The organism is Mesorhizobium sp. M2A.F.Ca.ET.043.02.1.1 (assembly GCF_003952405.1).
Classification (GTDB): Bacteria; Pseudomonadota; Alphaproteobacteria; order Rhizobiales; family Rhizobiaceae; genus Mesorhizobium.
Genome location: NZ_CP034445.1, coordinates 2945653 through 2970367 on the forward strand (window position 1 = coordinate 2945653; position 24715 = coordinate 2970367).

The following is a 24715-nucleotide window of genomic DNA, read 5'->3' on the forward strand; positions in this document are numbered from 1 at the left end:
TCACGCTCCCAATATGTCGTCGATGAATGGCAGATAGCCGGCTGTCAGGCCGGCGTCCACAGGCACCACGGCGCCAGTTATGCCGGAAGCGCGGTCCGAGGCAAGGAAGGCGACAGCTTCGGCCACTTCCCGTGCATTGACGATGCGGCCCAGCGGATAGAGCCGCTTCAGCCGGCCGAGGATCTGGGGATCCTTGGCCAGGCGATGGTCCCAGGCGGCGGTGCGGATCGAGCCCGGGCACACGACGTTGGCGCGCAGCCCGCTGCGACCGAGCTCGACGGCGACCGATTTGGCATAGGCGTTGATGCCGGCCTTGGCCGCCGCATAGGCCGGATTGCCGAAATGCGCGATAGCGTTGACCGAGGAGATGAAAACGACGCTGCCCGAACCGCACCCCGCCATCGCCTTGATCAGCGGGTCCGCGAAACTCATCACGCCGGTCAAATTGAGGTCGAGCTCCTGCTCGATCCTGTCAGCCGTCAGCGCCGCCAGCGTCTCGGCGCGCGTCCAGCCGGCATTGTTGATTAGGATGTCGGGAACGCCGTCTTGGTCGAGCAGCGCCGGGATCGCGGCTTCGATCGACGCCCGGTCGAGCAAGTTGAAGACGTGGCGGGAAGCGATATGCGGGCTGACCAATGCCTCCGCCGACTGGTCGCAGCCGACGATGCGCGCGCCGCGTTCGGCCATCAGCTCGACGATCGCCGACCCGAGGCCGCCGCCGGCTCCGGTGACGACGACGGTCTTGCCTTCGAACTCGGCTGTCGAACCCACGCTGCGTCCTCCTCCACCCCTCATTTTGAGCCAATAAGCTAACCAAGCAAATGTAATTAAGCAACATGATAATCCGCTTGCGTAGCGCCAAATCATGGATAATGTAGGAAAGTAACATAAATCCTGTTCTCACAAGAGGCAGGCGCCAACGTGCATCAATGGGAGAATTCAGATGAGCCTTGCAAAATGGACTGTCGGCCTGCTGGCCGGAATGAGCATGCTGGCCCTGGCAGCACCAGCCGATGCGGGCGAGGTGCGCGTCACCGTCGCCGAATACAGCGCCAAGACCGGCCCCTATTTCGAAGCGGTGAAGAAGGAATTCGAGGCGGCCAATCCCGGCATCACCATTAAGTATGAAGTGGTGCCGTGGGATGTGCTGCTGCAGAAGCTCACCACCGACATCACCGCCGGCACCAATGCGGATCTCTCGATCATCGGCACCCGCTGGCTGATCGACTTCGTCCAGCAGGATGTCGCCGAGCCGCTCGACAGCTACATCAAGCCCGAGTTCAAGGACCGCTTTATCGACACATTCCTGCAGCCCTCCATCATGAATGGCCACACCTATGGCCTGCCGATCGCAGCTTCCGCGCGCGCCATGTATTACAACAAGGAGCTGTTTGAGAAGGCCGGCATCGCCAAGCCGCCGGCGACCTGGACCGAGCTGCAGGAGGACGCGCGCAAGATCAAGGCGGTCGGCGCCTTCGGCTTCGGCTTGCAAGGCAAGGAGATCGAGACCGACGTCTATTACTACTATGCGATGTGGTCGCAGGGCACCGAGATTCTCAACAAGGACGGCACGTCCGGCCTGAGCACGCCCGGCGCGCTCGAAGCGGCCAAGCTCTACAAGTCGATGATCGACGAGGGCCTGACGGAACCGGGCGTCACCTCCAACAACCGCGAGGACGTGCAGAACCTGTTCAAACAGGGCAAGGTCGGCATGATGATCACCGCGCCCTTCCTGTCCAACCAGATCAAGGAAGAAGCGCCGAACCTGAAATACGGCGTCGCCGCCATCCCCGCCGGCCCGACCGGCGCGCGCGGCACCTACGGCGTCACCGATTCCATCATCATGTTCAAGAACTCCAAGAACAAGGACGAGGCCTGGAAGCTGCTCGACTTCCTGTTCACCAAGGAGCAGCGCGCCAAGTTCACGCAGGGCGAAGGCTTCCTGCCGGTGAACAAGGAAGAGGCGAAGATGGACTATTACGTCAACAACGCCGACCTTGCCGCCTTCACCGCGCTCCTGCCCGATGCCCGCTTCGCGCCGGTCATTCCGGGCTGGGAAGAGATCGCCCAGATCACGTCGGACGCCATGCAGAAGATCTATCTCGGCGGGGACCCCGAAGCCGGCCTGAAGGATGCAGCGGCCAAGGCCAACGCCGTGCTCAAGAAATAAGGGCGTATCTCCCTGCGCCCGTGGCGCGCCCTACCCCGCGGGGCGCGCCACATCTTTTTGAAAGGTGTTCGACCGAATAGCCGGACGGACAGATAATCATTCCAGACAAAGGGACAAATCTTCTACGTCGGCGCCGCCCCTCATTGCCCTGCCGGGCATTTCTCCCCGTATAGGGACGGGGAGAAAGGGGCTGGTGTCCGAACCGGATAGATAGGTAACAGAATGGATCGATTAGATGGGTGACAGTTTTCTTGCCAGCCGGGAGGACCGGCGATGGTTTGGCGAGAGACTGGCATCATGGATGAGCGGCTTCGTTTTGTTGTTGAATGCCTAGCTGGCGAGGAGACGATGACGCAGCTTTGCGCGGCCTTCGAGATCTCACGCAAGACCGGCTACAAATGGCTTGGGCGTTACCGGGAGACCGGGCCGGAAGGCCTGCACGACCGGCCGCGGGCGCCGCTCGATCACGGCCGAGCAACGGCAGCCGAGCTGGTGGAGCGGATCGTGGCGGAGAAGGAAGCGCATCCGCTGTGGGGGCCGAAGAAGATCATGGCGCGGCTGAAGCGGGCGGAGCCCAGTTGTGGCTGGCCGGCAGTCTCGACAGCTGGCGAGATCCTGAAGCGGCATGGTCTTGTGGGACGCCGGCGCTGGCGGGCTGTGGGCAATGGGCCATGGCCGGAGCCTGCGGCGCCGAATGCGGTGTGGACGGTAGACCACAAGGGCTGGTTCCGGACCCGTGACGGCTGGCGCTGCAAGCCATTGACGGTGATGGATGCATTGAGCCGCTACCTGCTGGGGCTCGAGGCGACGGGCTCGACGGCCGACGAGGAGGCGTGGCCGGTGTTTGAGCGATTGTTTGAGGAAAACGGTCTGCCGGATCGCATTCGAAGCGACAATGGCCCACCCTTTGCGTCGGCCGGCGTCACAGGGCTGACGCCGCTGGCAGTGCGCTTCATTAAGCTCGGCATCGCCCTGGAGCGCATCCAGCCAGGCAAGCCGCAGCAGAACGGGCGCCATGAGCGTTTCCATCTGACCATGCTGCCGATGGCCGATGCACCGAAGGCTGACAAAGCGGCTCAAGCCAGGGCCTTCGAGGACTTCCGGCGCAGCTACAATGAGGAGCGTCCGCACGAGGCGCTGGGCATGGACACCCCGGCACAGCATTACCGCCCCTCGACCCGACCGATGCCGAAGACAGCCCCTGAACCCGATTATCCGACCGAGGCAGCGGTGCGCGGCGTGCGCCAGAACGGCGCGGTCCAAATGGCGGGGCACCGAGATCTATGTCTCGGCCACGTTGGCCGGCGAACCGATTGCCATTGAAGAGACTGAGGATGGCGAGTGGACGATGCGCTTCCACACCCATCCGCTCGGCTTCATCGATGAGAAGCACATGAAACTGGTTCGCCGCAGCGCCGCGCCAAGCCGACCGCTTGGCGCTGCGGCGACCGCATCATAGGGAGAGAAAACTGTTACCTATGTATCCGGTTCAAAGTGTTACCCATCTATCCGCTGGACACTGGCCGCAACGCTGGCGCTTTTCCTGCTACGTTGGTGATTGGCGAAATCGCCGGCGACAGCGTCTCTCTCCCCGTCACTATACGGGGAGAGGATGCCGGCAGGCAGGTGAGGGGCAGCGCTAACGCCGAGAAAAGTGTTCGAGACCGAGCCTGGGACAGGCGAGCATTGCACAGGCTGGCAAACCAGCACCACCAACAACGCAACGCAGTACAAGCCAGCCGATGCAAAATCGTTTCCTGCCCTATCTGCTGACGCTGCCCAGCCTGCTCTTGGCGGCGGTGGTGATCTTCTGGCCGGTCTGGGACCTGATCCAGATCTCGACGCACGACGTCAACCGCTTTGGCCAGCTTCGCGAATTCAGCGGCCTGGCCAATTTCTCGGCGCTTGCCGCCGACCCGGATTTCGTCGCGGCGCTCTGGCGCACTGGGCTGTGGACGGCGCTGGTCGTGGGCGGCGCGCTGCTGCTATCGATCCCGGTGGCGATGATCCTCAACATGGATTTCTATGGCCGAGGCATCGCCCGCGTCATCATCATGCTGCCATGGGCGGTGTCGCTGACCATGACCGCGGTGGTCTGGCGCTGGGCGCTCAACGGCGAAAGCGGCATGCTGAATTCGGCGTTGATGAAGCTCGGGCTGATCAGCCAGAACATCCAGTGGCTGGCGAGCGCCGAGACCGCTTTCCCGATGCAGGTGCTGATCGGCATATTGGTGACCGTGCCCTTCACCACCACGATCTTCCTCGGCGGCCTGTCGTCGATCCCCGACGATCTCTATGAGGCGGCCGCGCTCGAGGGCGCGACACTGTTCCAGCAGTTCCGCGAGATCACCTTTCCGCTGCTCAAACCCTTCATCAACATCGCGATCGTGCTCAACACCATCTATGTCTTCAACTCCTTCCCGATCATTTGGGTGATGACGCAGGGCGGGCCGGCCAACTCGACCGACATATTGGTGACGCATCTCTATAAGCTCGCCTTCCGCATCGGCAAACTGGGCGAGGCCTCCGCCGTGTCGCTGGTGATGTTCGCGATCCTGCTCGTCTTCACCATGATCTATGTGCGGCTTGCCATGCGGGAGCAGCGCGCATGACGCCGAAGCTGAAACGCACCGTCATCGCCTGGCTGCTGCTGGCTCCGTTGATCGTGGTGACGATCTTCCCCTTCGCGGTGATGTTCCTCACCGCCGTCAAGCCGCGCACCGAGGTGCTGACGCCGACCTGGTGGCCGAGCGAGTTCCGCTGGTCGAATTTCGCGGACATGTGGGTGGCGACCGGCTTCGGCCAGGCGCTTCTGAATTCGCTTTATGTCTCGGCGCTGGCGACCCTCGGCGCGATCATGATCTCGGTCCCAGCCGCCTATGCCATGTCGCGCTTTCGTTTTGCCGGCTATGGGGCCTTCCGCCAGTTCCTTTTGATCTCGCAGATGATCTCGCCGATCGTGCTGGTGCTCGGCCTGTTCAGGCTGATGGCGGCCTGGGGCCTGGTCGAGTCGACCACCGCGCTCGGCTTCATCTACATGGCCTTCAACGTCGCCTTCACGGTGTGGATGCTGCAGAGCTATTTCGACACCATCCCGCGCGATCTCGAGGAGGCGGCCTGGATGGAAGGCGCCGGCCGCTGGCTGACGCTGCGCAAGGTCTTCCTGCCGCTCTGCCTGCCGGCGATCGCGGTGACGGCGATCTTCACCTTCATCAACGCCTGGAACGAGTTCGTGGTCGCGCTCACCATGCTCCGCAGCCAGGAAAGCTACACGCTGCCGATCCAGGTTTTCTCGCTCGTCGCCGGCCGCTATACGATCGAATGGCACCATGTCATGGCCGCCACGCTTTTGGCGACGCTGCCGGTGGCGATCCTTTTCATCTGGCTGCAGCGCTACCTCGTCCGGGGCCTTGCGCTCGGGGCCGTCAAATAGCAATCCCGGCAATTCCAGGAATACGCAGCGGTTTTCGTCCGGAATCGCAAAAACAAGAAGTCTAGGGAGCGTTCATGCGCATCTTCACCGCCTCGCTGGCGACGGAAACCAACACCTTCTCGCCGGTGCCGACCGACCGGGCCTCGTTCGAGATGGCCTTCTATGCCGGCCCGGGAAAACACCCAGAGACGCCGACGCTGTGCTCCTCGCCGATCGTGGCGCTGCGCAAGCGCGCCACGAAGGAAGATCTGACCGTCATCGAAGGCACGGCGACCTGGGCCGAGCCCGGCGGCCTGGTGCAGCGTCAGACCTATGAGGCGCTGCGTGACGAGATCCTCGACCAGCTCAAGGCCGCCCTACCGGTCGATGCGGTGATCCTTGGCCTGCATGGCGCCATGGTCGCGCAAGGCTATGACGATTGCGAAGGCGATCTGCTGGAACGCGTGCGCGCTATCGTGGGGCCGAAGGTGGTGATCGCTTCGGAGTTCGATCCGCACAGCCATTTGACGCCGAAACGCGTCGCGGCCTGCGATATCATGGCCTATTTCCTCGAATTCCCGCATACCGATTTCTATGAGCGCGGCGAGCATGTCGTCGAGCTCGGCCTTGCCGCGGCGCGCGGCGAGATCGAGCCGGTGATCTCGACCTTCGACTGCCGCATGATCCAGGTGCTGCCGACCAGCCGCGAGCCGATGCGCTCCTTCGTCGACAGGATCAAGGCGCTGCATGGCAAGGACGGCGTGCTGTCGGTCTCGGTCATCCACGGCTTCATGGCCGCCGACGTGCCGGAGATGGGCACGCGCATCCTGGTCGTCACCGACAACGACAAGGCAAAGGGCGATGCTTTGGCGGAAAGCCTCGGGCGCGAGCTCTATGCGCTGCGCGAAAAAACCGCGATGACGATGCTCTCCGCCTCGGCGGGCATCGAACAGGCGCTTGCCGTGCGCGCGACGCACCAGGACAAGCCAGTCGTGATCGCAGATATCTGGGACAATCCCGGCGGCGGCGTGCCGGGCGACGGCACCATCGTGTTGCGCGAGCTGCTCAAGCGCGGCGTGAACAAGGTCGGTGTGGCGACGATCTGGGACCCGATCGCCGTGACCTTCTGCCATGCCGCCGGCGAGGGCGCGGTCATCGATCTGCGCTTCGGCGGCAAGGCCGGGCCGCAGGCCGGCGAGCCGATCGACGCGCGCGTCACGGTGCTGAAGACGACCAACGAAGGCTGGCAAAGCTTCGGTCCGAGCCGGGTGACGTTGGGGCCGTCGGCTGTGGTGCGCATCGAAGGCACGGAAGTCGACGTCATCTTGAACACCAACCGCACCCAGACCTTCGAGCCGGATGTCTTCTCCAACATCGGCATCGATCCGCTCAGCAAGGACATCCTGCTGATCAAATCGACCAACCATTTCTACGCCGGCTTCGCACCGATCGCCGCCGAGATCATTTATGTCGCGGCGCCGAGCTCCTATCCGAGCAACCCGGCGAAGACGGATTACAGGAAGCTCAACCGGCCGATCTGGCCGAGGGTGGCGGATCCGTGGAAACAGCCAATCTCCCCCCTTGTGGGGGAGATGCCCGGCAGGGCAGAGGGGGGCGCGAAGGATCGCGGCCTCACCTAGCCTGGGGCAGCGAACGGAACGAGGGGCGGCGGCCACTATGATGGACTGCAACGTCGGCGGGACAGCGCCCCCCTCTGGCCTGCCGGCCATCTCCCCGACAAGGGGGGAGATTAGCCAGTCACACCAGCCCCCGCTTCACCATCATCGCCTCGGGCGACGGCATCTTTCCCCGGAACGCCGTGTAAAGCTCCTCAGGATCCTTCGACCCACCCGCGGCGTAGATGTTCTTCCGCAGCCGCTCGGCCAATTCCGGATTGAAGGCATCGCCCGTTTCCTCGAAAGCCGAGAAGGCGTCCGCGTCGAGCACTTCCGACCACATGTAGGAATAATAGCCGGCTGAATATCCGTTGCCGGCGAAGACATGGCCGAAATGCGGGGTGCGGTGGCGCATGGCGATCGTGTCGGGCATATGCAGTTTTTCCAGCGTCTCGGCCTCGAACCGAAGCGGCTCGGCCGGCGCCTCAGGCCTTGCATGATAGGCCATGTCGATCAGCGCCGAGGCGGTGAACTCGACCGTGGCGAAACCGGCGCCGAAGGTGCGGGTCGCAAGCATCTTGTCGAGCAGCGCCTTCGGCATCGGCTTGCCGGTCTTGACGTGCAGCGCGTGCTTTTCCAGCACCGCGGGCACCGTCAGCCAATGCTCGTAAAGCTGCGAGGGCAGTTCGACGAAATCGCGGCTGACCGAAGTGCCCGAGACCGACGGCCAGGTGACGTCGGTCAGCATGCCGTGCAGCGCATGGCCGAACTCGTGGAACAGCGTCTTCGCCTCATCGACCGACAGCAGCGCCGCCTCGCCGGCCGGCGGCTTGGCGAAGTTCATGATGTTGTAGATCACCGGCTTGGAACCATGACCGAGCTTGTAGCCGGATTTCAGCGCGCTCATCCAGGCGCCGGAACGTTTTGACGGACGGGCGAAATAATCGGCCAGGAACAGGCCGCGCTCGCTGCCGTCGGCATTCTTCACCACGAAGACTCGTGCATCGGGATGCCAGGCGGCGATGCCCTTCTTCTCCTCGAAAGTGATGCCGAACAGTTTCGTGGCGACATCGAAGCAAGCCTTGATGACGCGCTCGAGCTGCAAATACGGCTTCAGCTCCGCCTCGTCGAAGGCGAATTTCTCGGCACGCAGCTTCTCCTGGTAGAAGCGCCAGTCCCAGGCCGCGAACTTCTCGTTGCTGCCGGCTTCTGTCGCCAGCCGCTCCAGCTCCTTCTGGTCGGCGGCGGCTTTTTCCAGCGCCTTCTCCCACACCGGATCGAGCAGCTCGTGCACCGCCTTCGGGGTCTTCGCCATCGTATCGTCGAGCTTCAGCGCCGCGAAGGAATCGTAACCAAGCAGCTTCGCCTTCTCGGCGCGCAGCTTCAGCATGTCACGCACGACATCGGTGTTGTCGGAGGCGCCGCCATTCTGGCCGCGCATGATGAAAGCCTTGAACGCGATCTCGCGCAGGTCGCGGCGCTCGGAGAAGGTCGAGAACGGCTCGTAGATCGAGCGCGACAGCGTCACCGCATAGCGGCCCTTCTGGCCGCGCATCTCGGCCGCCTCGGCCATGGCGCTCTTCAAGAAATCCGGCAGGCCGGCAAGATCGGCCTCGTCGAGGAACAGCGCCCAGTCGCGTTCGTCGGCGAGCACGTTCTGGCCGAACTTGGTCCCGAGCGACGAGAGCTCTTCATTGATGGCCGCAAGCCGCTTCTTGCCCTCCGCATCCAGCTTGGCGCCCGACCGGACAAATCCCTTCCAGGTCTTCTCCAGCACCCGCAGCGTCTCGGCATCGAGCTTCAGGCTGTCGCGCCGCTGGTAGAGATCGTCGATGCGGGCAAACAGCTTCTCGTTCATCGAGATCGCGGAGAAATGCCGCGACATCTTTGGCGAAACCTCGCGTTCCATCGCCTGGATCGTGTCGTTGGTGTGGGCGCCGGCGCGGCACCAGAAGATCGACGAGACATGGTCGAGCGGCTCGCCGGCGAGCTCGAGCGCGGCAAGCGTGTTCTCGATGGTCGGCGTCTCTCTGTTGCCGGCGATGGCGTCGATCTCGGCCTGGTGCGCCGCCAGCGCCGCGTCGAAGACAGGGCCAAAATCATTGTCGCCGATGCGCGAGAAATCGGGCAGGCCGAGCGGACCCTGCCAAAGGGTCAGCGGATGGGCGGCGAGATCGACGGCTTTTGAAGATGACATGAGCGATTCCGGTGGACTGATTTGGAGGCGGGCTGCCTCGGATGTAGGGCGATGCCGCGCGCCGCGCAACACGGACCTCGCCTCAATAGCCGCTGCAGTCCTGCGCCACCGCTGTCTGCGTGCTGGCGACGATGCGCCCGCGGGCGACGGTGAAGGTCTCGCGCATGAGCGTATCGTTGTTGGGAAAATCGTAACAGGCGAGCACCGTGGTCTCACCATTCTCGCTCTTTTCGATGCGATGGCGGATCGCCGCGCCCGCGACCGCGCCCTGCCATTCGTCGATCGAGGCGATGAAATCCTCTTTGGTCTGGACGACGCCGATGTCGTCGAGCTTCATGCGCACGTCGTCGGCAAGCAGGTCGGACAATTCGGTACGGTCGGCGACCAGCAGCGCCGAATACCAGCGATCGATGATGGCGCCGTCATCCGCGCTGGCGCGGACGAGCGAGGACATGAGCAGCGTCGCCGCCAGAACGATCCTCCAGCTGATCCGGTGCATCACGCCTCCGTTAAAGCTCCGGCCGCTCGAAATCGCCGGTTTCCTTGTTCATCACCCACAGCTCCCCGGTCGAGATGTCGAACCATGCGCCGTAGAGCGAGAGCTTGCCCTTGCCTTCGAGGATCGAGACGCAGGGAAAGGTCCTGAGATTGGCGATGGAGTAGCGGACCGAAATACGCTCCAGCGCGGTCTGGCGCTCCGTCGTTGTCATCATCGTGCTGGAGGCCACGGTCTCGGCGGCTGGCGCGATCAGGCTCATCCATTTGCCGATGAAATCGCCGGGCGACAGCGGCGCGGAGTTGGTGTCGAGCGCGGCGCGGATGCCGCCGCAGCGGCCGTGGCCCATCACCACGATGTTCTTCACCTTCAGGCTCTGCACGGCGAATTCGAGCGCGGCCGAGGTCGAGTGATACTCGCCGTCCGGCTCGTAGGGCGGCACCAGATTGGCGACATTGCGCAACACGAAGAGCTCGCCGGGACCGGCATCGAAGATCGCTTCCGGCGCCGAGCGCGAATCGCAGCAGGCGACGATCATCGTCTCGGGCGCCTGACCGTCGCGCGCCAGCGAGCGATAGCGGTCGCTTTCGGTTGGGTAGCGGCCACTCATGAAGTTGCGATAGCCGGCGAGGAGGTGCTCGGGGAGGTGAGGCATGGGCGGCTAGAGCCTTTCCGGGGGTTGGAGGCGGCAGCTCGTTGCGATCGAAAAAGCCTCTAGCGGCAAATGCAGGTCGTGGGCAATGCCGAATTGCGGATGGCGGCGTCGCAATCGCATGCCGCCAAAAGCTGCGCGGTCGATTTTGCCTCAAGCCCAGATGGCGACGGGTATGCCGAAACGGTCGGCCAGAGGTGGGTCGGGGGAAGGCCGCGCCGCGCCGCTGGCGATACGCCCGGCGATCAGCATCATCGCCGCCGCGTCGAGGAAGTCGTCGCTCGCAGCACCCCGCGGCGGCGCCTGATCGAGGAAACGCTTCTCATAGCCATGCCGGCAAAGCAGCGCCTTGCGCTCCTCCATGCCGGCCGGGTTGACCGCGCCCTTTGTCTTCTTCGGCAGCGCCATCGCCGTGCCGCCATTCAGTCGGCAGAACGCCACTTCCGGATGCGATTCGAAGACACGGCCGCGCAGTTCGGGCCGCGCGATCAACAGCTGATCGATCTCGCGGATCTTGGCAAAGATGCCGAAAGCCTGGATGGAAACGCCGCGTGGCGGGTCGGAAGTCCCCATGGCCACCGCGCTCGCCCGCCGATGCGCCGCATACCAGGCTTCGATCGTGGTGAAGTCGCTGGTGTCGGCATAGAGCGCCGCGCGCGAGGGGATGGCGAACACGCTCGATTGCCGCGCGCCGATCAGCGGCCGCACCAGCGCCTCCGGCCCGCGGCCGCCCTTGCTTGAAAAATCCGGCAGGCCGATCGGCATGTCGACGGCGATCAATGCATCGGGCAGCGCATCGAGCAGCACCTGGAGGCTCGGGAAGACCGAGACGGACGGCGCGGCGTCCGCTTCGCGGTGGACGGCGATCCAGCCGGCCTTGCAGCCGTCGACGCCGGCCAGCGCGTGGCCGACCAGTTTCACGCCCGCTTGTCCCGCCCGGGATGCAGCAGATGGCGCAGCTGCACCATGGCCATTGGATGCGACAGGCTCTGGGCGTCGGTTTCGAGCTGCAGCTCGTCGCCGCCGCGCTTCGCGGTGCGCGCGAGAATCTCGTAAACGGCCGCCGTGGTCGATTGCAGCGCCTTGACCGGCGCCTGGCCGGAGAGAATCCGCGCCAGATAGACCGCGGCCGTCAGGTCGCCTAGCCCGTTCGGCGGCCTCTCGATCACACGGTGCTCCGCAAGCAGCGCCTGGCTGCCGTCGAGCAGGAAATTGCCGATGCCGCCCGCCATCATCGCCGGCGCCGAGGTCACCAGCATTGTGGACGGACCGGCATGAAGCGCGGCCGCCGTCACCGCCTTGATGTCGGGCAGCGGCGCGCCGGCCATCCATTCCAGCTCATAGCGGTTCGGCGTCGCGATGTCCGCGATCGGCATCAATTTGTCGCGCATGGCGGCGGCCGTCGATTCCGGCACGTAGAGCCCGCCGGAATCGCCCATCACCGGATCGCAGACGTAAAGCGCGTTCGGGGTCTTTTCCTTGACGGCGGCGACGAGCGAGGCAACGGCTTCCGCCTGGCCCGCTTCGCCGAGATAGCCCGAAAGCACGGCCCGCACCTCGCCCAGCCAGGGCGCCCGCTCGAGATCGGCCATCAGCGCCTTGAACTGGTCGAGCGGCGGCACGATGCGCGTGGCTCGGCTGTGCCCCGGATGCCAGGGCAGGATGACGGTCGGCACTGCCCAGACCGGGAAACCCAGCGTCTCCAGCGCGAACACCGCGGCGCGATTGCCGACCGAGCCCCGGGCGACATGGCTGGAGATGACGATGACCGCGCGCGGCGCGTCGGTTTTTTCTGCATTCATGAGGCTTGATTCCTAACCGCCACGCGTGGCGGCATACACCAGCCAGGCCAATAGCCCAATGGCAATGACGAAGCCGAGCGTTCGGCCAATGCGGGTTCCCCAATATTCGATGGGATCGGTGCGGTCCGTGTCGGCGGCGGTGACGCGGTCGCGGGCATCCTTCGCCGCGCGGGTGATGAACGACGCGCCGCCTGGGGACGTTTCCTGTTGCACGCGTTCGAGGATGCGGCGCGATTCGGCCTCGTCGTCCCGGCGCTCTGCCATGGCAATTGTCCTTTCCGGCCCGCAGCTTAACTTGTTCGCGCCGCCATTCACAGTGGCTCACGGCTGAACCGGGACCGGCGTCATGCGCCGGACATTTTCTTGCGCGTGGATTGTGGTAATGCTTCGCATGCAACTTCTGTCGAGGGACCATTCATGATTACCGAGCGCCTCTCACCACCTTCCGTCTTCCGCAATCTGCCCGCCTTCCTGGTGATGGCTTTCGTGCTGCCGCTGCTTGCCGGCTGCGGCTACAACACCATTCCGACCGCGGAAGAGAACGCCAGGGCGGCCTGGAGCGAGGTGCTCAATCAGTATCAGCGCCGTTCCGATCTGATCCCGAACCTTGTCGAGACGGTGAAGGGCTATGCCTCGCACGAGAAGGACACGCTCGACGCGGTCGTTCAGGCGCGCGCCAAGGCGACGCAGATCACCGTGACCCCGGAGACGCTGAAGGACCCGGACGCGCTGAAGAAGTTCCAGGATGCCCAGGCCGGACTGACCAGCGCGCTGTCGCGTCTGATCGCGGTCTCGGAAGCCTATCCCGACCTCAAGGCCAACCAGAATTTCCTCGCGCTGCAGGCGCAGCTCGAAGGCACCGAGAACCGCATCGCGGTTGCGCGGCGCGACTACATCCAGGCGGTGAGGGACTACAATCTGACGCTGAAGACCTTCCCGTCCGTGCTGTGGGCGACCTTCTGGTTCCGCGGCAACGAGCCCTTCGCCAACTTCACCGTCGACGAGGACAAGATGCAGGTGCCGAAGGTCAATTTCGGCACCAGCACGAAGCAGGGCGGGTGAGCGGCGATTTAATCGAGCCTGTCAGCTTTGCGTTCCTTCGCGCCCCCCTCTGGCCTGCCGGCCATCTCCCCCACAAGGGGGGAGATTGGATGTCACGTTGGCTTTCGCCAAGCTCCAACGTCTGAAAGGGCTAGCCGGCGGCCGAACCGCCAATCTCCCCCCTCGTGGGGGAGATGGCCGGCAGGCCAGAGGGGGGCGCGACAGAATGCCTTCATTGGCGTTTTGCTGAGCTTCTGCCTTTTCCTCCTCCCCTTCGTCGCCTTCGCCGCCGACCTCCCCGCGCTGACCGGCCGCGTTGTCGACAATGCCGGCATCATCGATGCCGGCACCCGCGCGGCGCTGACCCAGAAGCTCGCCGACTTCGAGACCAAGGGCTCCGACCAGATCGTCGTCGCCACCATCCCCAGCCTCGGCGGCGAGGAGATCGAGCCTTACGCCAACCGGCTGTTCCGCTTTTGGAAGCTCGGCCAGGCCAAGGAAAACAACGGTGTGCTGCTCTTGGTCGCGCCGAACGACCGCAAGATGCGTATCGAGGTCGGCTATGGGCTCGAAGGCACGCTGACCGACCTGCACACCAAGCTGATCATCGAGAACGACATGGTGCCGGCCTTCCGCGCCGGTGACTTCTCCGGCGGCATCACCAAGGCCGTCGACGACATGATCATGGTGCTGGAGGGCAATCCCGAAGAACTGGAGGCGCGCGGCAAGCGCAACGAGCAGGCGCCGTTCAATTCCGACGACCTGTTCTTCGCCATTTTCATCACCATCTGGGCGCTGATCTTCTTCGGCGGCATAGCGATGACGGTGTTGCCGCCGATCTTCGGCCAGAAGATCGGGCCGGGCCGCTACCGCTGGCTCGGCATGACTTTCGATCAGAACCGGCGTTCTTCCTCGGGCGGCTGGTCGTCTGGGGGCGGCGGCTGGTCGTCAGGCGGCGGTGGCTGGTCCTCGGGCGGCGGCGGATTTTCCGGCGGCGGCGGTTCGTCCGGCGGCGGCGGCTCTTCGGGAAGCTGGTGAGGCACCATGGCAACGCGACCGATCAGCGCCGAGGATCATGACCGCATCGCCGAGGCGATCCGCACCGCCGAATTGAAGACCGACGGCGAGATCTACTGCGTCGTCGCTCGCGCCAGCGAGGGCTACTTCTTTCCGGCCGCGTTCACCACGACAATCGGCCTGTTCATCGCCAGCCTCGCCGTCGCCTACGGGCTGGAGGGCTTGTGGCTGACCATCCGGCTGCCGCATTTCGTGCTGGCGCAACTGTTGGCGCTGGCCTCGGTGTTCGCCCTGCTCTGGTTCCTGCCCGCCTTGCGCATGCATTTCGTGCCGCGAAGGCTGCGCTATCAGGCCGCGCACGCCAACGCGATGAAGCAGTTCCTGGCGCGCAACGTCCACCGCACGCAGGCGCGCACTGGCGTGCTCATCTTCGTCTCCATCGCCGAGCGCTATGCCGAGGTCGTTGCCGATTCCGGCATCGACGCCAAGGTCGGCCAGCATGTCTGGGACGGCGTTGTGCGCGACCTGACCAAACATGCCGGCGACAACCGGCTGGCCGACGGCTTCGTCAAAGCTGTCGCCACGGTTGGCGCCGTGCTCGCCGAGCATTTCCCGGTCACGGAAGGCGACACCAACGAGCTCGACGATCATCTCGTCGAGATCTGACCAGAGCATGATGCCGAAAAGCGTGAAGCGGTTTTCGGATGACATCATGCTCTATCTCTTGGATCTAGAAAAGGATTCAGATTTCAGGTCGAACAGACCCGAAATCATCCGGCTCTAGGCCTCGTCGGCGGACGCACCTTCAGCCTGTGCGAAAGCGTCGAGACGTGTTGGGGGACTCTTTGCAATCGCCCGATGCGGGTTTATGGTTAACCAATCATGAACACGCTGACCATTGACATCCGGAAGGCAGAGCCGCGCGACGCGAGCGCCATCGCCGAGGTGCACCAGCAGGCTTGGCGCGGCGCCTATTCCGGCATCATCCCGCACCGCACGCTGACCTCGATGATCAACCGCCGCGGCGTCGACTGGTGGGCCAACGCGATTCGCCGCGCCGCCACCGTGCTGGTTGTCGAGATCGGCGGGACCGTCGCCGGCTATGCGACGATCGGCAAGAACCGCGCCCGCGAGCTCAGGCAGCAGGGCGAGATCTACGAGCTCTATCTGCGGCCCGAATATCAGGGCATCGGGCTCGGCAGCCGCCTGTTCAAGGCGGCCAGGGCCAGGCTTGCCGACCACGGCCTGCGCGGCCTTGTGGTGTGGGCGCTGGAAGACAACCACAACGCCCTGGCCTTCTATGCCGGCAATGGCGGCCGCGATATCGCCGAAGGCGTCGAGGTCTTCGAGCAGAAGGCGCTGAAGAAGGTCGCTTTCGTCTGGAACGATTAGCGTCGCCTAAGTTACAGGCGATCACAAACTGTGCGATTCCATTAGCGTCCGGCACTATTCGACGCATTGCACCATGACGCGTCCCCCGCTATCGGTCTTTTCAATCGAAAGAGGGATTTAGCCATGCGTATCGAAGCCGTGCCGATCGGGAAGAACCCGCCCGACGACATCAACGTCATCATCGAGGTGCCGATCGGCGGCGAACCGATCAAATACGAGATGGACAAGGAGGCCGGCACCTTGTTCGTCGACCGCTTCCTGCACACCTCCATGCGCTATCCCGGCAATTACGGCTTTGTGCCGCACACACTGTCGGGCGACGGCGACCCGATCGATGTTCTGGTCTGCAACACCCGCGCGCTGGTGCCGGGCTGCGTCATCAATGTGCGGCCGATCGGTGTGCTGATCATGGAAGACAATGCCGGCCAGGACGAGAAGGTGATCGCCGTCCCCTCGCCCAAGCTGACGCTGCGCTACGAGAACGTCACCGAATACACGCATCTGCCGGAAATCACGCGACAGCAGGTGCAGCACTTCTTCGAGCACTACAAGGATCTCGAGCCCGGCAAATGGGTCAAGATCGAGGGCTGGCACGATTCCAAATACGCCAAGAAGATGATCGTCGACGCGATCGCGCGGGCAAAGGCAGCGAAATAGCGCGAACCGCTTGCCTCATCGGGAGATGGCCGGCGGAAGCTGTTACCGCGCGGCCTTCTCGCCGCCGGCAGCCGTGATTACGCCGACGATGATCAGCCCAGTCAGCACCAGCCGCACGCCGGCGCTGACGCCGAAGGTGTTGAGCATGGTGAGCAGCAGCACCAGGAACAGGCCGGCGCCCCAGACGCCCGGCACGTTCGCCTTGCCGCCGGCGACCGAGGTGCCGCCGATGACGACGACCGCGATCGAGGCGAGCAGGTATTCGTTGCCGATATCGACATTGGCGCCGCGGAAGTAACCGGCGAGCAGCGCCCCGTCGATGCCGCCCAGCGCCCCGCACAGCGTGTAGGTGAGGAAGCGGATGCGGCCGACATGGACGCCGGCCAGCCAGGCGGCGCGGATGTTCTGGCCGATCGCCAGCACCGAGCGGCCGTAGATCATGCGCTGCAGCGCAAGTGCGGCGCCGATCGTGAACAGCACAGTCAGCATCGCCAGCACGGGTATGCCCAGCACCTGCCAATTTGTGAAGTCGGCGAAGCCCGGCGGCGGCTTGATCTGCAGGCCGCGGCCGTAGCTGATGTCGACCGACTGGATGATGAAGCTCGCTGACAGCGTCGCGATGATCGGCGGGATGCGCAGTGCCCAGATCAAGAGATAGTTGATGACACCGATCGCCGCCCCGCAGGCAAGTGCGGCAAGCAGCCCGACGACGATCATCGAATCGCTGCCGCCCATCACCTTCATGGCGACCGCGCTGGCCAGGCCGATATTGGCCGGCAGCGACAGGTCGACATTGCCGGGTCCCAGCGTGATGACGAACATCTGGCCTACGCCGACGATGACGGTGAAGACGGCGAGCGAAAGTGCTGCAGTGACCATGCCGCCGGCGCCATAGCCGCCGGTGAAGGCGACGGTCGCCAGCCAGACGACGAGCGCGCCGGCGAAGGACCAGATCCAGGGTTTTTCAAGCAGCATCCGCACCGAGGTCATCGCTACCGCTCCCTGCGGCTGATCAGCACGCGCGCCGCCAGCACGATGATCAGGATCGCGCCATTGGCGGCGACCTGCCAGTCGGGCGGGATGTGCATGAAGGTCAAAAGCGGCGAGGCCGCGAGCGCCAGCGTCAAAGCGCCGAGCACCGCGCCGATCGGCGACACGCGGCCGCCCACGAACTCGCCGCCGCCGAGGATGACGCCGGCGATCGAGAGCAGCGTGTAGCCATTGCCGATATTGGCGTCGGCCGACGTAGTGATGCCGATCAGCGCCATGCCCGACAGAACGCCGAACACGCCGGTCAGCGCGAACAGCACGATCTTTGTCTTGAGCAGCGACCAGCCGGCGCGCCTCAGCGCCGCGGCATTGCCGCCGGAGCCGCGCAGGATGACGCCATAAGAGGTGCGCATCAGGCCGAAATGCACGACCGCGGCGATGATCAGCGCGGCAAGGATCGGGAACGGGATATAAGGTGGCTTGAAGGACATGATCGAAAGCAGCCAGTCCGGCGCCTTGCCTCCGGGCTTGGGCAGGACGAGGATGGCAAGCCCCTGCCAGACGAAGCTCATGCCGAGCGTCACCACGATCGACGGCAAATTGCGCAGGTAAATGAGCGCGCCGAGCAAGGCATAAACGCCGATCGAGCCGAGCAGCACGACAATGCCGATGAACGGCGCGTCGCGCAGCCAGGTCGCGGTGACGCAGCCGACGAAGCCGACGAACGTTCCAATTGACAGGTCGAGCTCGTTGCCGGCGATGACGAACATCTGCGCGATCGTCGCCAGCGCGATCGGGATCGCCAGATTGAGCATCAGGTTGAAGCCGAAATAGCTGATGGCGCGCGGGTTGAGCCAGGCGATCGCCATCAGCACCAGCGCCAGCGACAAGGCCGGCAAAAGGCCGCGCAGCAGGCGCGCCCTGGCGGCGCTGCCGCGTGGCGAGGATTTCGGGAGCGTTCCGGGAGCGATCGCGGTCATGTCAGGCCGCATCGCCGAACGAGGACTGGATGATCTTTTCCTCCGTCAGCTCGTCGCGGCCGAGATTGGCGACGATGCGACCGTTCTTGAAGACATAGACATGGTCGCAATTGTCGAGCTCTTCGGTCTCGGTCGTGTACCAGAGGAAGGTGCGGCCCTTGGCGGCTTCCTCGCGCACGAGGTCGTAGACTTCCAGCTTGGTGCCGATATCGACGCCGCGCATCGGGTCGTCCATCAGCACGATCTCGGCGTCGGAGCCGAGCGCGCGGGCAAACAGCGCCTTCTGCTGGTTGCCGCCCGACAGCGAATAGATGTTGTTGTTCATGTCCGGCGTGCGGATGCCGATCTTGTTCTTCCAGGATTCGGCGAGCTCCGTCTCGCGCTGCGGCGAGATCAGCAGGCCGTTGCGCAGCTTGGCCAGCGAGCGGATGCCGATATTCTGCGCGATCGACCATTGCGAAAAGATGCCGTCCGATTGGCGGTCGCCCGCGACCAGCGCCACGGGCGCCGTCACCTCGATGCCAGTCCTGGCGCGGGCGGCCGCCGAGAAGATCGCCAGCAAAAGGTCGGTCTGGCCATGGCCGGCAAGCCCGGCGAGGCCGATGATCTCGCCGGCCCGGGCGACAAGCTCCTTGCCGTCCTGCTGCCTCGCCGGGCGCGCCCGCACCTTGAGCGCGCCAGGCTCGGTCTTGCGGACCTCGGCGGCGGCCTTGTGATGCCCTTCGGCGCCACCCATGGCGGCGACGAGCTTGTCGCGGTCGAAGGCATCGGCGGCATCGGCCGCGACCACCTTGCCGTCGCGCATCACCACGATGCGGTCGGCGTTCTGCAGCACCTCGCCCAGCACATGCGAGATCAGGATGCAGCTGCCGCCCTGCTCGACGAAGCGGCGAACGAAGGAAAGCAACTGGCCTGCTGTGTGCGCGTCGAGCGACGAGGTCGGTTCGTCTAGGATGACCAGATGCAGCGGCTCGCGGGTCAGCGTGAAGGCGCGCGCCACCTCGACCATCTGCCGCCTTCCGATCGACAGGTCGCCGGCAATGTCGTCCGCCGAAATGCCATGATCCGGGAAGATCTCGTCGAGCTTGGCGCAGATGAGATCGGCCGCCCTGCGCCGCCAGCCGAAACCGGCGAGCGAGGGATGATTGATACGCGTGTTCTCGGCGATGCTGAGGTTGGGGCAGAGCGACAGTTCCTGGAACACGCAGCGTATGCCGAGTTCCAGCGCGCGCGCCACGGAATAGCTGGCCTCTTCGTTGCCGCGCACCGCGATCTGTCCGCCATCCGGCCGCAGCGTGCCGGCCACCATATGCATGAGCGTCGACTTGCCGGCGCCGTTATGCCCGACCAGCCCGACGCATTCGCCGGCGCCGACATGGAAGTCGACGCCGTTGAGCGCACGAACGGCGCCGAAATGCTTTTCGGCGCCGTTCAGCCTGACGATGTCGGTGTTTGCCTTGAGCATGCTCAACGATACCCGGCTGGCGATGCGTGCGGCAATGCGATCATAAAAGTGGGATGCCCCTTCTTCGAAGCGTCATCCCACTTTGTCCCTTGTTTGAGCATGATCTTTTCCGAAAACCGCCGCACACTTTTCGGGATCATGCCCTATTACTTGATATTTGCCTTGATCGCCGCGATAGCCTCTTCCTGCGTGTATTCGTGCGTGGCGACACCGCCTTCCTTGATCTTCGGCAGCGCGGCCTCGAAATCGTCCTGGGTGAAAGCGAGATAGGGCACCAGGAGGTCGTGCGGAATGTCCTTGCGTCCGTCGAGCACCTGCTGCGCCACCCAGAAGGCCAGCGTCGACACGCCGGGCGCGATCGAAGCCGACCAGGTCTTGTAGCCGTCCTTCTCCTTCTGCTCCTTCCACCACTTCAGCTCGTCCTGGCGGTTGCCCATGATGATGGTCGGGCGCGGCTTGTTGGCGGCTGCGAAGGCTTGCGCCGCGCCATAGCCGTCGCCGCCCTGGTCGACGATGCCGACGACGTCGGGGAGCGAAGGCAGGATGGTCGCCACCGCTTTCTGCGCCGTCGTCTGGTCCCAGTCGCCGGTCACGGAGCCGACGATCTTGAACTCGGGATGAGCGGCTACGCCCTCGAGGATGCCGGCATGGATGGCGTCGTCGATCGAGGTGCCGGCCAGACCGCGGATTTCCAGCAGATTGCCGCCCTTGGGCTGGAACTTGGCCATCTGCTCGACTTCCTGCTTGCCCATGTCCTTGAAGTCGACGACGACCCGATAGGCGCAAGGCTCGGTCACGATGCCGTCAAAGGAGACGACGACGATGTTGGCATCGCAGGCCTGCTTGATGGCGCCGTTCAGCGCGTCGGGCGAGGCAGCGTTGATGACGATGGCGTCATAGCCCTGCAGGATCAGGTTCTGCACCTGCGCCGCCTGGGTCGGCACCTCCTTGTCGGCGGTGGTGAAGACATCCGCCGCGGCGACGATCTTGTCCTCGACCGCCTTCTTGGTGACGATGCCGTAACTGTCGAGCATCGCCTGGCGCCACGAATTGCCGGCGTAATTGTTGGAAAAGGCGATCTTCTTGCCGCTGGTGTCGGCAAGCGCGGTGCCCGAGGCGAGCATCGCCGCGAATGCACTCAATACGAGCAGTTTCTTCATGTCGGTTCCTCCCGAGGTTGCTGATCTTGACGAATGGCCGTGACGTGTAGCGCCTGTTTTTTATCTATTGTCAGACAAATTTCGAGGAACTGCAAGCTGTCAACGGCAAAGCTTGATGGGCCACCGATCAACTTGCGGTGCGACGATTGAAAAGCCTCCCGCTGATGGTCTAGGAACGCGGCAGAAGAGAGGTTTGGATGGCAGTAACGCCGACCGTTGCCAAAGGCGCGCCCGGGATTCCGGCGCGCTGGACATCAAGCGCCAAGAGCGGCGTCGGCACCGCCCTTTCGGCAAGGAGCCCGCTCTGGTTCACCACCAGTCACGGCATCCTGAATGAGATTTATTACCCGCGCCTCGACAGCGCCTGCACGCGCGACCTAGGGCTGATCGTCACCGGTCCGGACGGCTATTTTTCCGAAGAGAAGCGCGATGCGGCCCATGCCGTCGAACCGTTCGAGGACGGGGTGCCTGGCTACCGACTGACCAACACCGCATCCGACGGCGCGTACAAAATCGAGAAGCGACTCGTTACGGATTCGAAACGACCTGTCCTGCTCCAGGAAACAAGTTTCACCGCGATCAAGGGCCAGGCCGCCGACTATCGCGTCTACGCGCTGCTCGCGCCGCATCTCGTCAATGCCGGCATGGGCAACACCGCCTGGATCGGCGAGCATAAGGGGGAGCGTCTTCTGTTCGCCACCGGTCGCGGCGTCTCGCTGGCGCTTGCTTCATCCTTGCCCTGGGGCGCCTGCTCGGCCGGCTATGTCGGCTTTTCCGACGGCTGGCGGCAACTGCACGACAGCTGCGCGCTCGATCCTTCCTGTCATACGGCGGAAGACGGCAATGTCGCGCTCACCGGCGAGATCGGCTTTTCGGCCGGCAAGACGGTTGCGCTGCTGGCGCTCGGCTTCGGCGCTTCGCCGGAGGAAGCCGCCGACCTTGCGCTTGCGAGCCTGAAACAGGGTTTCGAGCCGGCCGCGAAAACCTATGTCGACAATTGGCGGACATTCCAGGCAAGGTTGGAAAAGCTCGACCGCCGCGCCGCCTCCGGTCTGAACACCTACCGCGCCAGCACGGCGGTGCTGGCGACACACCTGTCGGTCGCCAGGCCCGGCGCCGCGGTAGCCAGCCTGTCGATCCCCTGGGGCTTCAACAAGGGCGACGACGACCTCGGCGGCTATCACCTCGTCTGGCCGCGCGACCTGGTAGAGACGGCGGGCGGCTTCCTTGCCGCCGGCGACGGCAGGCAGGCGCTGCAGATCCTCGCCTATCTGCGTTCGATCCAGCAACCGGACGGCCACTGGCCGCAGAATGTCTGGTCCGACGGCACCGCCTATTGGCCGGGCATCCAGATGGACGAATGCGCCTTTCCGCTGCTGCTCGCCGACGCTCTGCGCCGCGCCGGCCATCTGCCGAAGTCGAAGCTCGCGGACTTCCTGGCCATGATCGAGAACGCGGCCGCCTATGTCGTGCGCAACGGCCCGGTCACCGGCGAGGACCGCTGGGAGGAGGATGCCGGCTACAGCCCCTTCACACTGGCCGTGGAGATAGCCGGGCTGCTTGCCGCGGCCGACATGCTCGATGCCTGCGGCAAAAATGAGCCGGCAAACTATCTGCGCGAGACCGCCGATTGCTGGAACGACCAGATCGAGCGCTGGACCTTTGTGACCGGCACTGAGGCGGGCGCCAAAGCGGGTGTCGAAGGCTACTATGTCCGCATCGCCCCGCCAGACGACGGCGGCGCCGCCTCGCCGAAGGACGGCTTCGTGCCGATCAAGAACCGGCCGCCGGCCGATACCGACGAGCCGGCGGAAGCCATCATCAGCCCGGACGCTTTGGCGCTGGTGCGTTTCGGCCTCAGAGCCGCGGACGACCCGCGCATCCTGAACACCGTCAAGGCGATCGACGCCGAGCTGCGCTGCGACCTGCCGCAAGGGCCGCTCTGGTACCGCTATACCGGCGACGGCTATGGCGAGCATGAGGATGGCTCGCCTTTCGACGGCACCGGCCAGGGACGGCCATGGCCGTTGCTTGCCGGCGAGCGCGCCCATTACGAGCTGGCCGCCGGCCGCAAGGACAAGGCCGCGCAGCTGCTGGAGACTTTCGAACGCTCGGCGGGCGTGGGCGGCCTTCTGCCGGAGCAGGTCTGGGATCGCCCCGACATGCCTGACCGCGAGCTGTGGCTGGGCAAGCCGTCCGGCAGCGCCATGCCGCTGGTCTGGGCGCATGCCGAACACATCAAGCTGTTGCGCTCGCTGCGCGACGGCGCCGTCTTCGACCTGCCGCCGCAGGGCGTCGAACGCTACATCAAGGGCAAGACGGTCTCGCCGCTGCGGACATGGCGCTTCAACAACAAGATCCGCGCCATCCCCGCCGGCAAGCTGTTGCGCGTCGAATTGTCGGCGCCTGGCGTCGTCCATTGGAGCAGCGACAAATGGCTGACGGTGCAGGACAGCAGGACGGTCGAAAACGCGTTCGGCATCCATCTGGTGGATTTGCCCGTTAACCGCCTGCAACCGGGAACCACCATCGTCTTCACTTTTTTCTGGCCGGAAGCGATGCGTTGGGAGAATGTCGACTTTACCGTCGCGATCGACCAACCAAACGGCCAGTGAATTCTTCTTTCCTCAAGCAATCGGGATGAAACCATGCAGATCGGAATGATGGGGCTGGGCAGGATGGGCGCCAATATGGTGCGGCGTCTGATGCGCGACGGCCATGAATGCGTCGTCTACGATATCAATTCGGCAAGCGTCGCCGGCATGGTCAAGGACGGCGCCGTGGGCGCTGCCTCGCTGGAAGAGTTCGTCGGCAAGCTCGCCAAGCCGCGCTGCGCCTGGCTGATGCTTCCGGCCGCGATCACCGGCAGGATCGTCGACCAGGTGGCGGCGCTGATGGAGCCGGGCGACATCATCATCGATGGCGGCAATTCCTACTACCACGATGCCGTCGACCTAGCGGCAAAGCTGGCGGTGAAGGGCATCAACTTCGTCGATGTCGGCACCAGCGGCGGCGTCTGGGGCCTTGAACGCGGCTACTGCCTGATGATCGGCGGCCCGGACGACGCGGTGAAGCACCTCGATTCGGTCTTCGCCACGCTGGCGCCGGGCCCGGACGCCGGAACCAGTCCCTCAAAGGACGATGGAACGGCGGCTTTCGGCTATCTGCATTGCGGCCCGAGCGGCGCCGGTCACTTCGTCAAGATGGTGCATAACGGCATCGAATATGGCGTCATGGCCGCCTATGCCGAGGGCATGAACATCCTGAAATCGGCCAATGCCGGCAAAAGGCAGCGCACGGCCGACGCAGAGACGAGCCCGCTCGAAAACCCGCAGTACTACCAGTTCGATATCGACCTGCCCCAGGTCGCCGAAGTCTGGCGGCATGGCAGCGTCATCGGTTCCTGGCTGCTCGATCTCACCGCCGGCGCGCTGAAGAGCGATCCGGCGCTCGCCCAGTTCGGCGGTCGCGTCTCCGACTCCGGCGAGGGACGCTGGACGCTGAAGGCGGCGATCGACACCGGCGTGCCGGCCCCGGTGCTGTCCTCGGCGCTGTTCGACCGCTTCTCCTCCCAAGGCGAATCGCAATTCGCCGACAAGCTCCTGTCCGCCATGCGCTATGCCTTCGGCGGCCATGTCGAAAAGCCGAAGACCGGCGCGTGAGGGGAG

General features: G+C 64.4%; 23 protein-coding genes. 12 read left to right on the forward strand and 11 right to left on the reverse strand.

Annotated features, from left to right (window positions below; all coding sequences use genetic code 11):
* Positions 1-771 carry an SDR family oxidoreductase gene (locus EJ068_RS13855; RefSeq protein WP_189342164.1) on the reverse strand — a complete coding sequence of 257 codons (771 nt, stop codon included), beginning with the start codon at positions 769-771 and terminating at the stop codon, positions 1-3.
* A 172-nt stretch (positions 772-943) separates the two neighbouring features.
* On the opposite strand from EJ068_RS13855, the gene EJ068_RS13860 reads away from it, so the two are divergent.
* The 5 genes from EJ068_RS13860 to EJ068_RS13885 all read left to right on the forward strand — a co-directional run bounded on the left by EJ068_RS13860 (position 944) and on the right by EJ068_RS13885 (position 7222).
* A complete protein-coding gene (locus EJ068_RS13860) occupies positions 944-2170 on the forward strand; it encodes a sugar ABC transporter substrate-binding protein (RefSeq protein ID WP_126080524.1) in 1227 nt (408 codons plus the stop codon).
* Positions 2171-2518: 348 nt separating this feature from the next.
* Positions 2519-3493, forward strand: a complete 975-nt coding sequence (locus EJ068_RS13865) for an integrase core domain-containing protein (RefSeq protein WP_245463415.1) — start codon at positions 2519-2521, stop codon at positions 3491-3493.
* 419 nt (positions 3494-3912) lie between these two features.
* Entirely contained in the window at positions 3913-4782 is an 870-nt protein-coding gene (locus EJ068_RS13875) for a sugar ABC transporter permease (protein WP_127251624.1), read from the forward strand.
* Entirely contained in the window at positions 4779-5603 is an 825-nt protein-coding gene (locus EJ068_RS13880; protein WP_126080522.1) for a carbohydrate ABC transporter permease, read from the forward strand. Before EJ068_RS13875 ends, EJ068_RS13880 begins: the two co-directional genes overlap by 4 nt.
* Positions 5604-5677: 74 nt before the next feature.
* A complete protein-coding gene (locus EJ068_RS13885) occupies positions 5678-7222 on the forward strand; it encodes a M81 family metallopeptidase (protein WP_127251625.1) in 1545 nt (514 codons plus the stop codon).
* Positions 7223-7340: 118 nt separating this feature from the next.
* Here EJ068_RS13885 and EJ068_RS13890 read toward each other — a convergent pair whose 3' ends face one another.
* The 6 genes from EJ068_RS13890 to EJ068_RS13915 all read right to left on the reverse strand — a co-directional run bounded on the left by EJ068_RS13890 (position 7341) and on the right by EJ068_RS13915 (position 12609).
* Positions 7341-9395, reverse strand: a complete 2055-nt coding sequence (locus EJ068_RS13890) for a M3 family metallopeptidase (RefSeq protein ID WP_127251626.1) — start codon at positions 9393-9395, stop codon at positions 7341-7343.
* A gap of 82 nt (positions 9396-9477) precedes the next feature.
* Entirely contained in the window at positions 9478-9894 is a 417-nt protein-coding gene (locus EJ068_RS13895; protein WP_126080519.1) for a nuclear transport factor 2 family protein, read from the reverse strand.
* A gap of 10 nt (positions 9895-9904) precedes the next feature.
* Complete coding sequence (locus EJ068_RS13900; RefSeq protein ID WP_040991526.1) at positions 9905-10546, reverse strand: carbonic anhydrase; 642 nt, start codon at positions 10544-10546, stop codon at positions 9905-9907.
* Between the two features lie 150 nt (positions 10547-10696).
* A complete protein-coding gene (locus tag EJ068_RS13905; protein WP_127251627.1) occupies positions 10697-11464 on the reverse strand; it encodes a DUF429 domain-containing protein in 768 nt (255 codons plus the stop codon).
* Positions 11461-12345: a pyridoxal kinase PdxY gene (pdxY, locus tag EJ068_RS13910; protein WP_042645579.1), complete on the reverse strand. Its 885-nt coding sequence runs from the start codon at positions 12343-12345 to the stop codon at positions 11461-11463. Before pdxY ends, EJ068_RS13905 begins: the two co-directional genes overlap by 4 nt.
* Positions 12346-12357: 12 nt before the next feature.
* Complete coding sequence (locus EJ068_RS13915) at positions 12358-12609, reverse strand: hypothetical protein (RefSeq protein ID WP_127251628.1); 252 nt, start codon at positions 12607-12609, stop codon at positions 12358-12360.
* A gap of 153 nt (positions 12610-12762) precedes the next feature.
* Here EJ068_RS13915 and EJ068_RS13920 point away from each other — a divergent pair, with 153 nt between their 5' ends.
* The 5 genes from EJ068_RS13920 to ppa all read left to right on the forward strand — a co-directional run bounded on the left by EJ068_RS13920 (position 12763) and on the right by ppa (position 16452).
* The gene (locus EJ068_RS13920) at positions 12763-13407 is read left to right on the forward strand and encodes a LemA family protein (protein WP_127251629.1); all 645 of its coding nucleotides are present in this window, start codon (positions 12763-12765) and stop codon (positions 13405-13407) included.
* 222 nt (positions 13408-13629) lie between these two features.
* Positions 13630-14424, forward strand: a complete 795-nt coding sequence (locus EJ068_RS13930; RefSeq protein ID WP_245463416.1) for a YgcG family protein — start codon at positions 13630-13632, stop codon at positions 14422-14424.
* Positions 14425-14430: 6 nt separating this feature from the next.
* The gene (locus EJ068_RS13935) at positions 14431-15069 is read left to right on the forward strand and encodes a TPM domain-containing protein (protein WP_128314805.1); all 639 of its coding nucleotides are present in this window, start codon (positions 14431-14433) and stop codon (positions 15067-15069) included.
* A gap of 216 nt (positions 15070-15285) precedes the next feature.
* On the forward strand, positions 15286-15795 hold the full coding sequence (locus EJ068_RS13940) for a GNAT family N-acetyltransferase (protein WP_127251632.1): 510 nt from the start codon (positions 15286-15288) through the stop codon (positions 15793-15795).
* 123 nt (positions 15796-15918) lie between these two features.
* The gene (ppa, locus tag EJ068_RS13945) at positions 15919-16452 is read left to right on the forward strand and encodes an inorganic diphosphatase (RefSeq protein ID WP_126063718.1); all 534 of its coding nucleotides are present in this window, start codon (positions 15919-15921) and stop codon (positions 16450-16452) included.
* A gap of 42 nt (positions 16453-16494) precedes the next feature.
* On the opposite strand, the gene EJ068_RS13950 is transcribed toward ppa, so the two are convergent.
* The 4 genes from EJ068_RS13950 to EJ068_RS13965 all read right to left on the reverse strand — a co-directional run bounded on the left by EJ068_RS13950 (position 16495) and on the right by EJ068_RS13965 (position 21047).
* Positions 16495-17442, reverse strand: a complete 948-nt coding sequence (locus EJ068_RS13950) for an ABC transporter permease (RefSeq protein ID WP_127251633.1) — start codon at positions 17440-17442, stop codon at positions 16495-16497.
* A 2-nt stretch (positions 17443-17444) separates the two neighbouring features.
* The gene (locus tag EJ068_RS13955; protein ID WP_189341980.1) at positions 17445-18422 is read right to left on the reverse strand and encodes an ABC transporter permease; all 978 of its coding nucleotides are present in this window, start codon (positions 18420-18422) and stop codon (positions 17445-17447) included.
* 1 nt (position 18423) lies between these two features.
* Positions 18424-19887, reverse strand: coding sequence for a sugar ABC transporter ATP-binding protein (locus EJ068_RS13960; protein WP_127251635.1), 1464 nt, complete (start codon positions 19885-19887; stop codon positions 18424-18426).
* A gap of 146 nt (positions 19888-20033) precedes the next feature.
* On the reverse strand, positions 20034-21047 hold the full coding sequence (locus tag EJ068_RS13965; protein WP_042645570.1) for an ABC transporter substrate-binding protein: 1014 nt from the start codon (positions 21045-21047) through the stop codon (positions 20034-20036).
* Positions 21048-21244: 197 nt separating this feature from the next.
* Here EJ068_RS13965 and EJ068_RS13970 point away from each other — a divergent pair, with 197 nt between their 5' ends.
* Entirely contained in the window at positions 21245-23662 is a 2418-nt protein-coding gene (locus tag EJ068_RS13970; protein WP_127251636.1) for a glucan 1,4-alpha-glucosidase, read from the forward strand.
* A gap of 33 nt (positions 23663-23695) precedes the next feature.
* A complete protein-coding gene (gnd, locus tag EJ068_RS13975; RefSeq protein WP_127251637.1) occupies positions 23696-24709 on the forward strand; it encodes a phosphogluconate dehydrogenase (NAD(+)-dependent, decarboxylating) in 1014 nt (337 codons plus the stop codon).
* Positions 24710-24715 lie beyond the last annotated feature (6 nt).

Coding starts and splice junctions, on each gene's coding strand:
- EJ068_RS13860 (WP_126080524.1), top strand. CDS start 944: ATGAGCCTTGCAAAATGGACTGTCGGCCTGCTGGCCGGAATGAGCATG.
- EJ068_RS13865 (WP_245463415.1), top strand. CDS start 2,519: ATGACGCAGCTTTGCGCGGCCTTCGAGATCTCACGCAAGACCGGCTAC.
- EJ068_RS13875 (WP_127251624.1), top strand. CDS start 3,913: ATGCAAAATCGTTTCCTGCCCTATCTGCTGACGCTGCCCAGCCTGCTC.
- EJ068_RS13880 (WP_126080522.1), top strand. CDS start 4,779: ATGACGCCGAAGCTGAAACGCACCGTCATCGCCTGGCTGCTGCTGGCT.
- EJ068_RS13885 (WP_127251625.1), top strand. CDS start 5,678: ATGCGCATCTTCACCGCCTCGCTGGCGACGGAAACCAACACCTTCTCG.
- EJ068_RS13890 (WP_127251626.1), bottom strand. CDS start 9,395: ATGTCATCTTCAAAAGCCGTCGATCTCGCCGCCCATCCGCTGACCCTT.
- EJ068_RS13895 (WP_126080519.1), bottom strand. CDS start 9,894: ATGCACCGGATCAGCTGGAGGATCGTTCTGGCGGCGACGCTGCTCATG.
- EJ068_RS13900 (WP_040991526.1), bottom strand. CDS start 10,546: ATGCCTCACCTCCCCGAGCACCTCCTCGCCGGCTATCGCAACTTCATG.
- pdxY (WP_042645579.1), bottom strand. CDS start 12,345: ATGAATGCAGAAAAAACCGACGCGCCGCGCGCGGTCATCGTCATCTCC.
- EJ068_RS13915 (WP_127251628.1), bottom strand. CDS start 12,609: ATGGCAGAGCGCCGGGACGACGAGGCCGAATCGCGCCGCATCCTCGAA.
- EJ068_RS13920 (WP_127251629.1), top strand. CDS start 12,763: ATGATTACCGAGCGCCTCTCACCACCTTCCGTCTTCCGCAATCTGCCC.
- EJ068_RS13935 (WP_128314805.1), top strand. CDS start 14,431: ATGGCAACGCGACCGATCAGCGCCGAGGATCATGACCGCATCGCCGAG.
- EJ068_RS13940 (WP_127251632.1), top strand. CDS start 15,286: ATGAACACGCTGACCATTGACATCCGGAAGGCAGAGCCGCGCGACGCG.
- ppa (WP_126063718.1), top strand. CDS start 15,919: ATGCGTATCGAAGCCGTGCCGATCGGGAAGAACCCGCCCGACGACATC.
- EJ068_RS13950 (WP_127251633.1), bottom strand. CDS start 17,442: ATGACCTCGGTGCGGATGCTGCTTGAAAAACCCTGGATCTGGTCCTTC.
- EJ068_RS13955 (WP_189341980.1), bottom strand. CDS start 18,422: ATGACCGCGATCGCTCCCGGAACGCTCCCGAAATCCTCGCCACGCGGC.
- EJ068_RS13960 (WP_127251635.1), bottom strand. CDS start 19,887: ATGCTCAAGGCAAACACCGACATCGTCAGGCTGAACGGCGCCGAAAAG.
- EJ068_RS13965 (WP_042645570.1), bottom strand. CDS start 21,047: ATGAAGAAACTGCTCGTATTGAGTGCATTCGCGGCGATGCTCGCCTCG.
- EJ068_RS13970 (WP_127251636.1), top strand. CDS start 21,245: ATGGCAGTAACGCCGACCGTTGCCAAAGGCGCGCCCGGGATTCCGGCG.
- gnd (WP_127251637.1), top strand. CDS start 23,696: ATGCAGATCGGAATGATGGGGCTGGGCAGGATGGGCGCCAATATGGTG.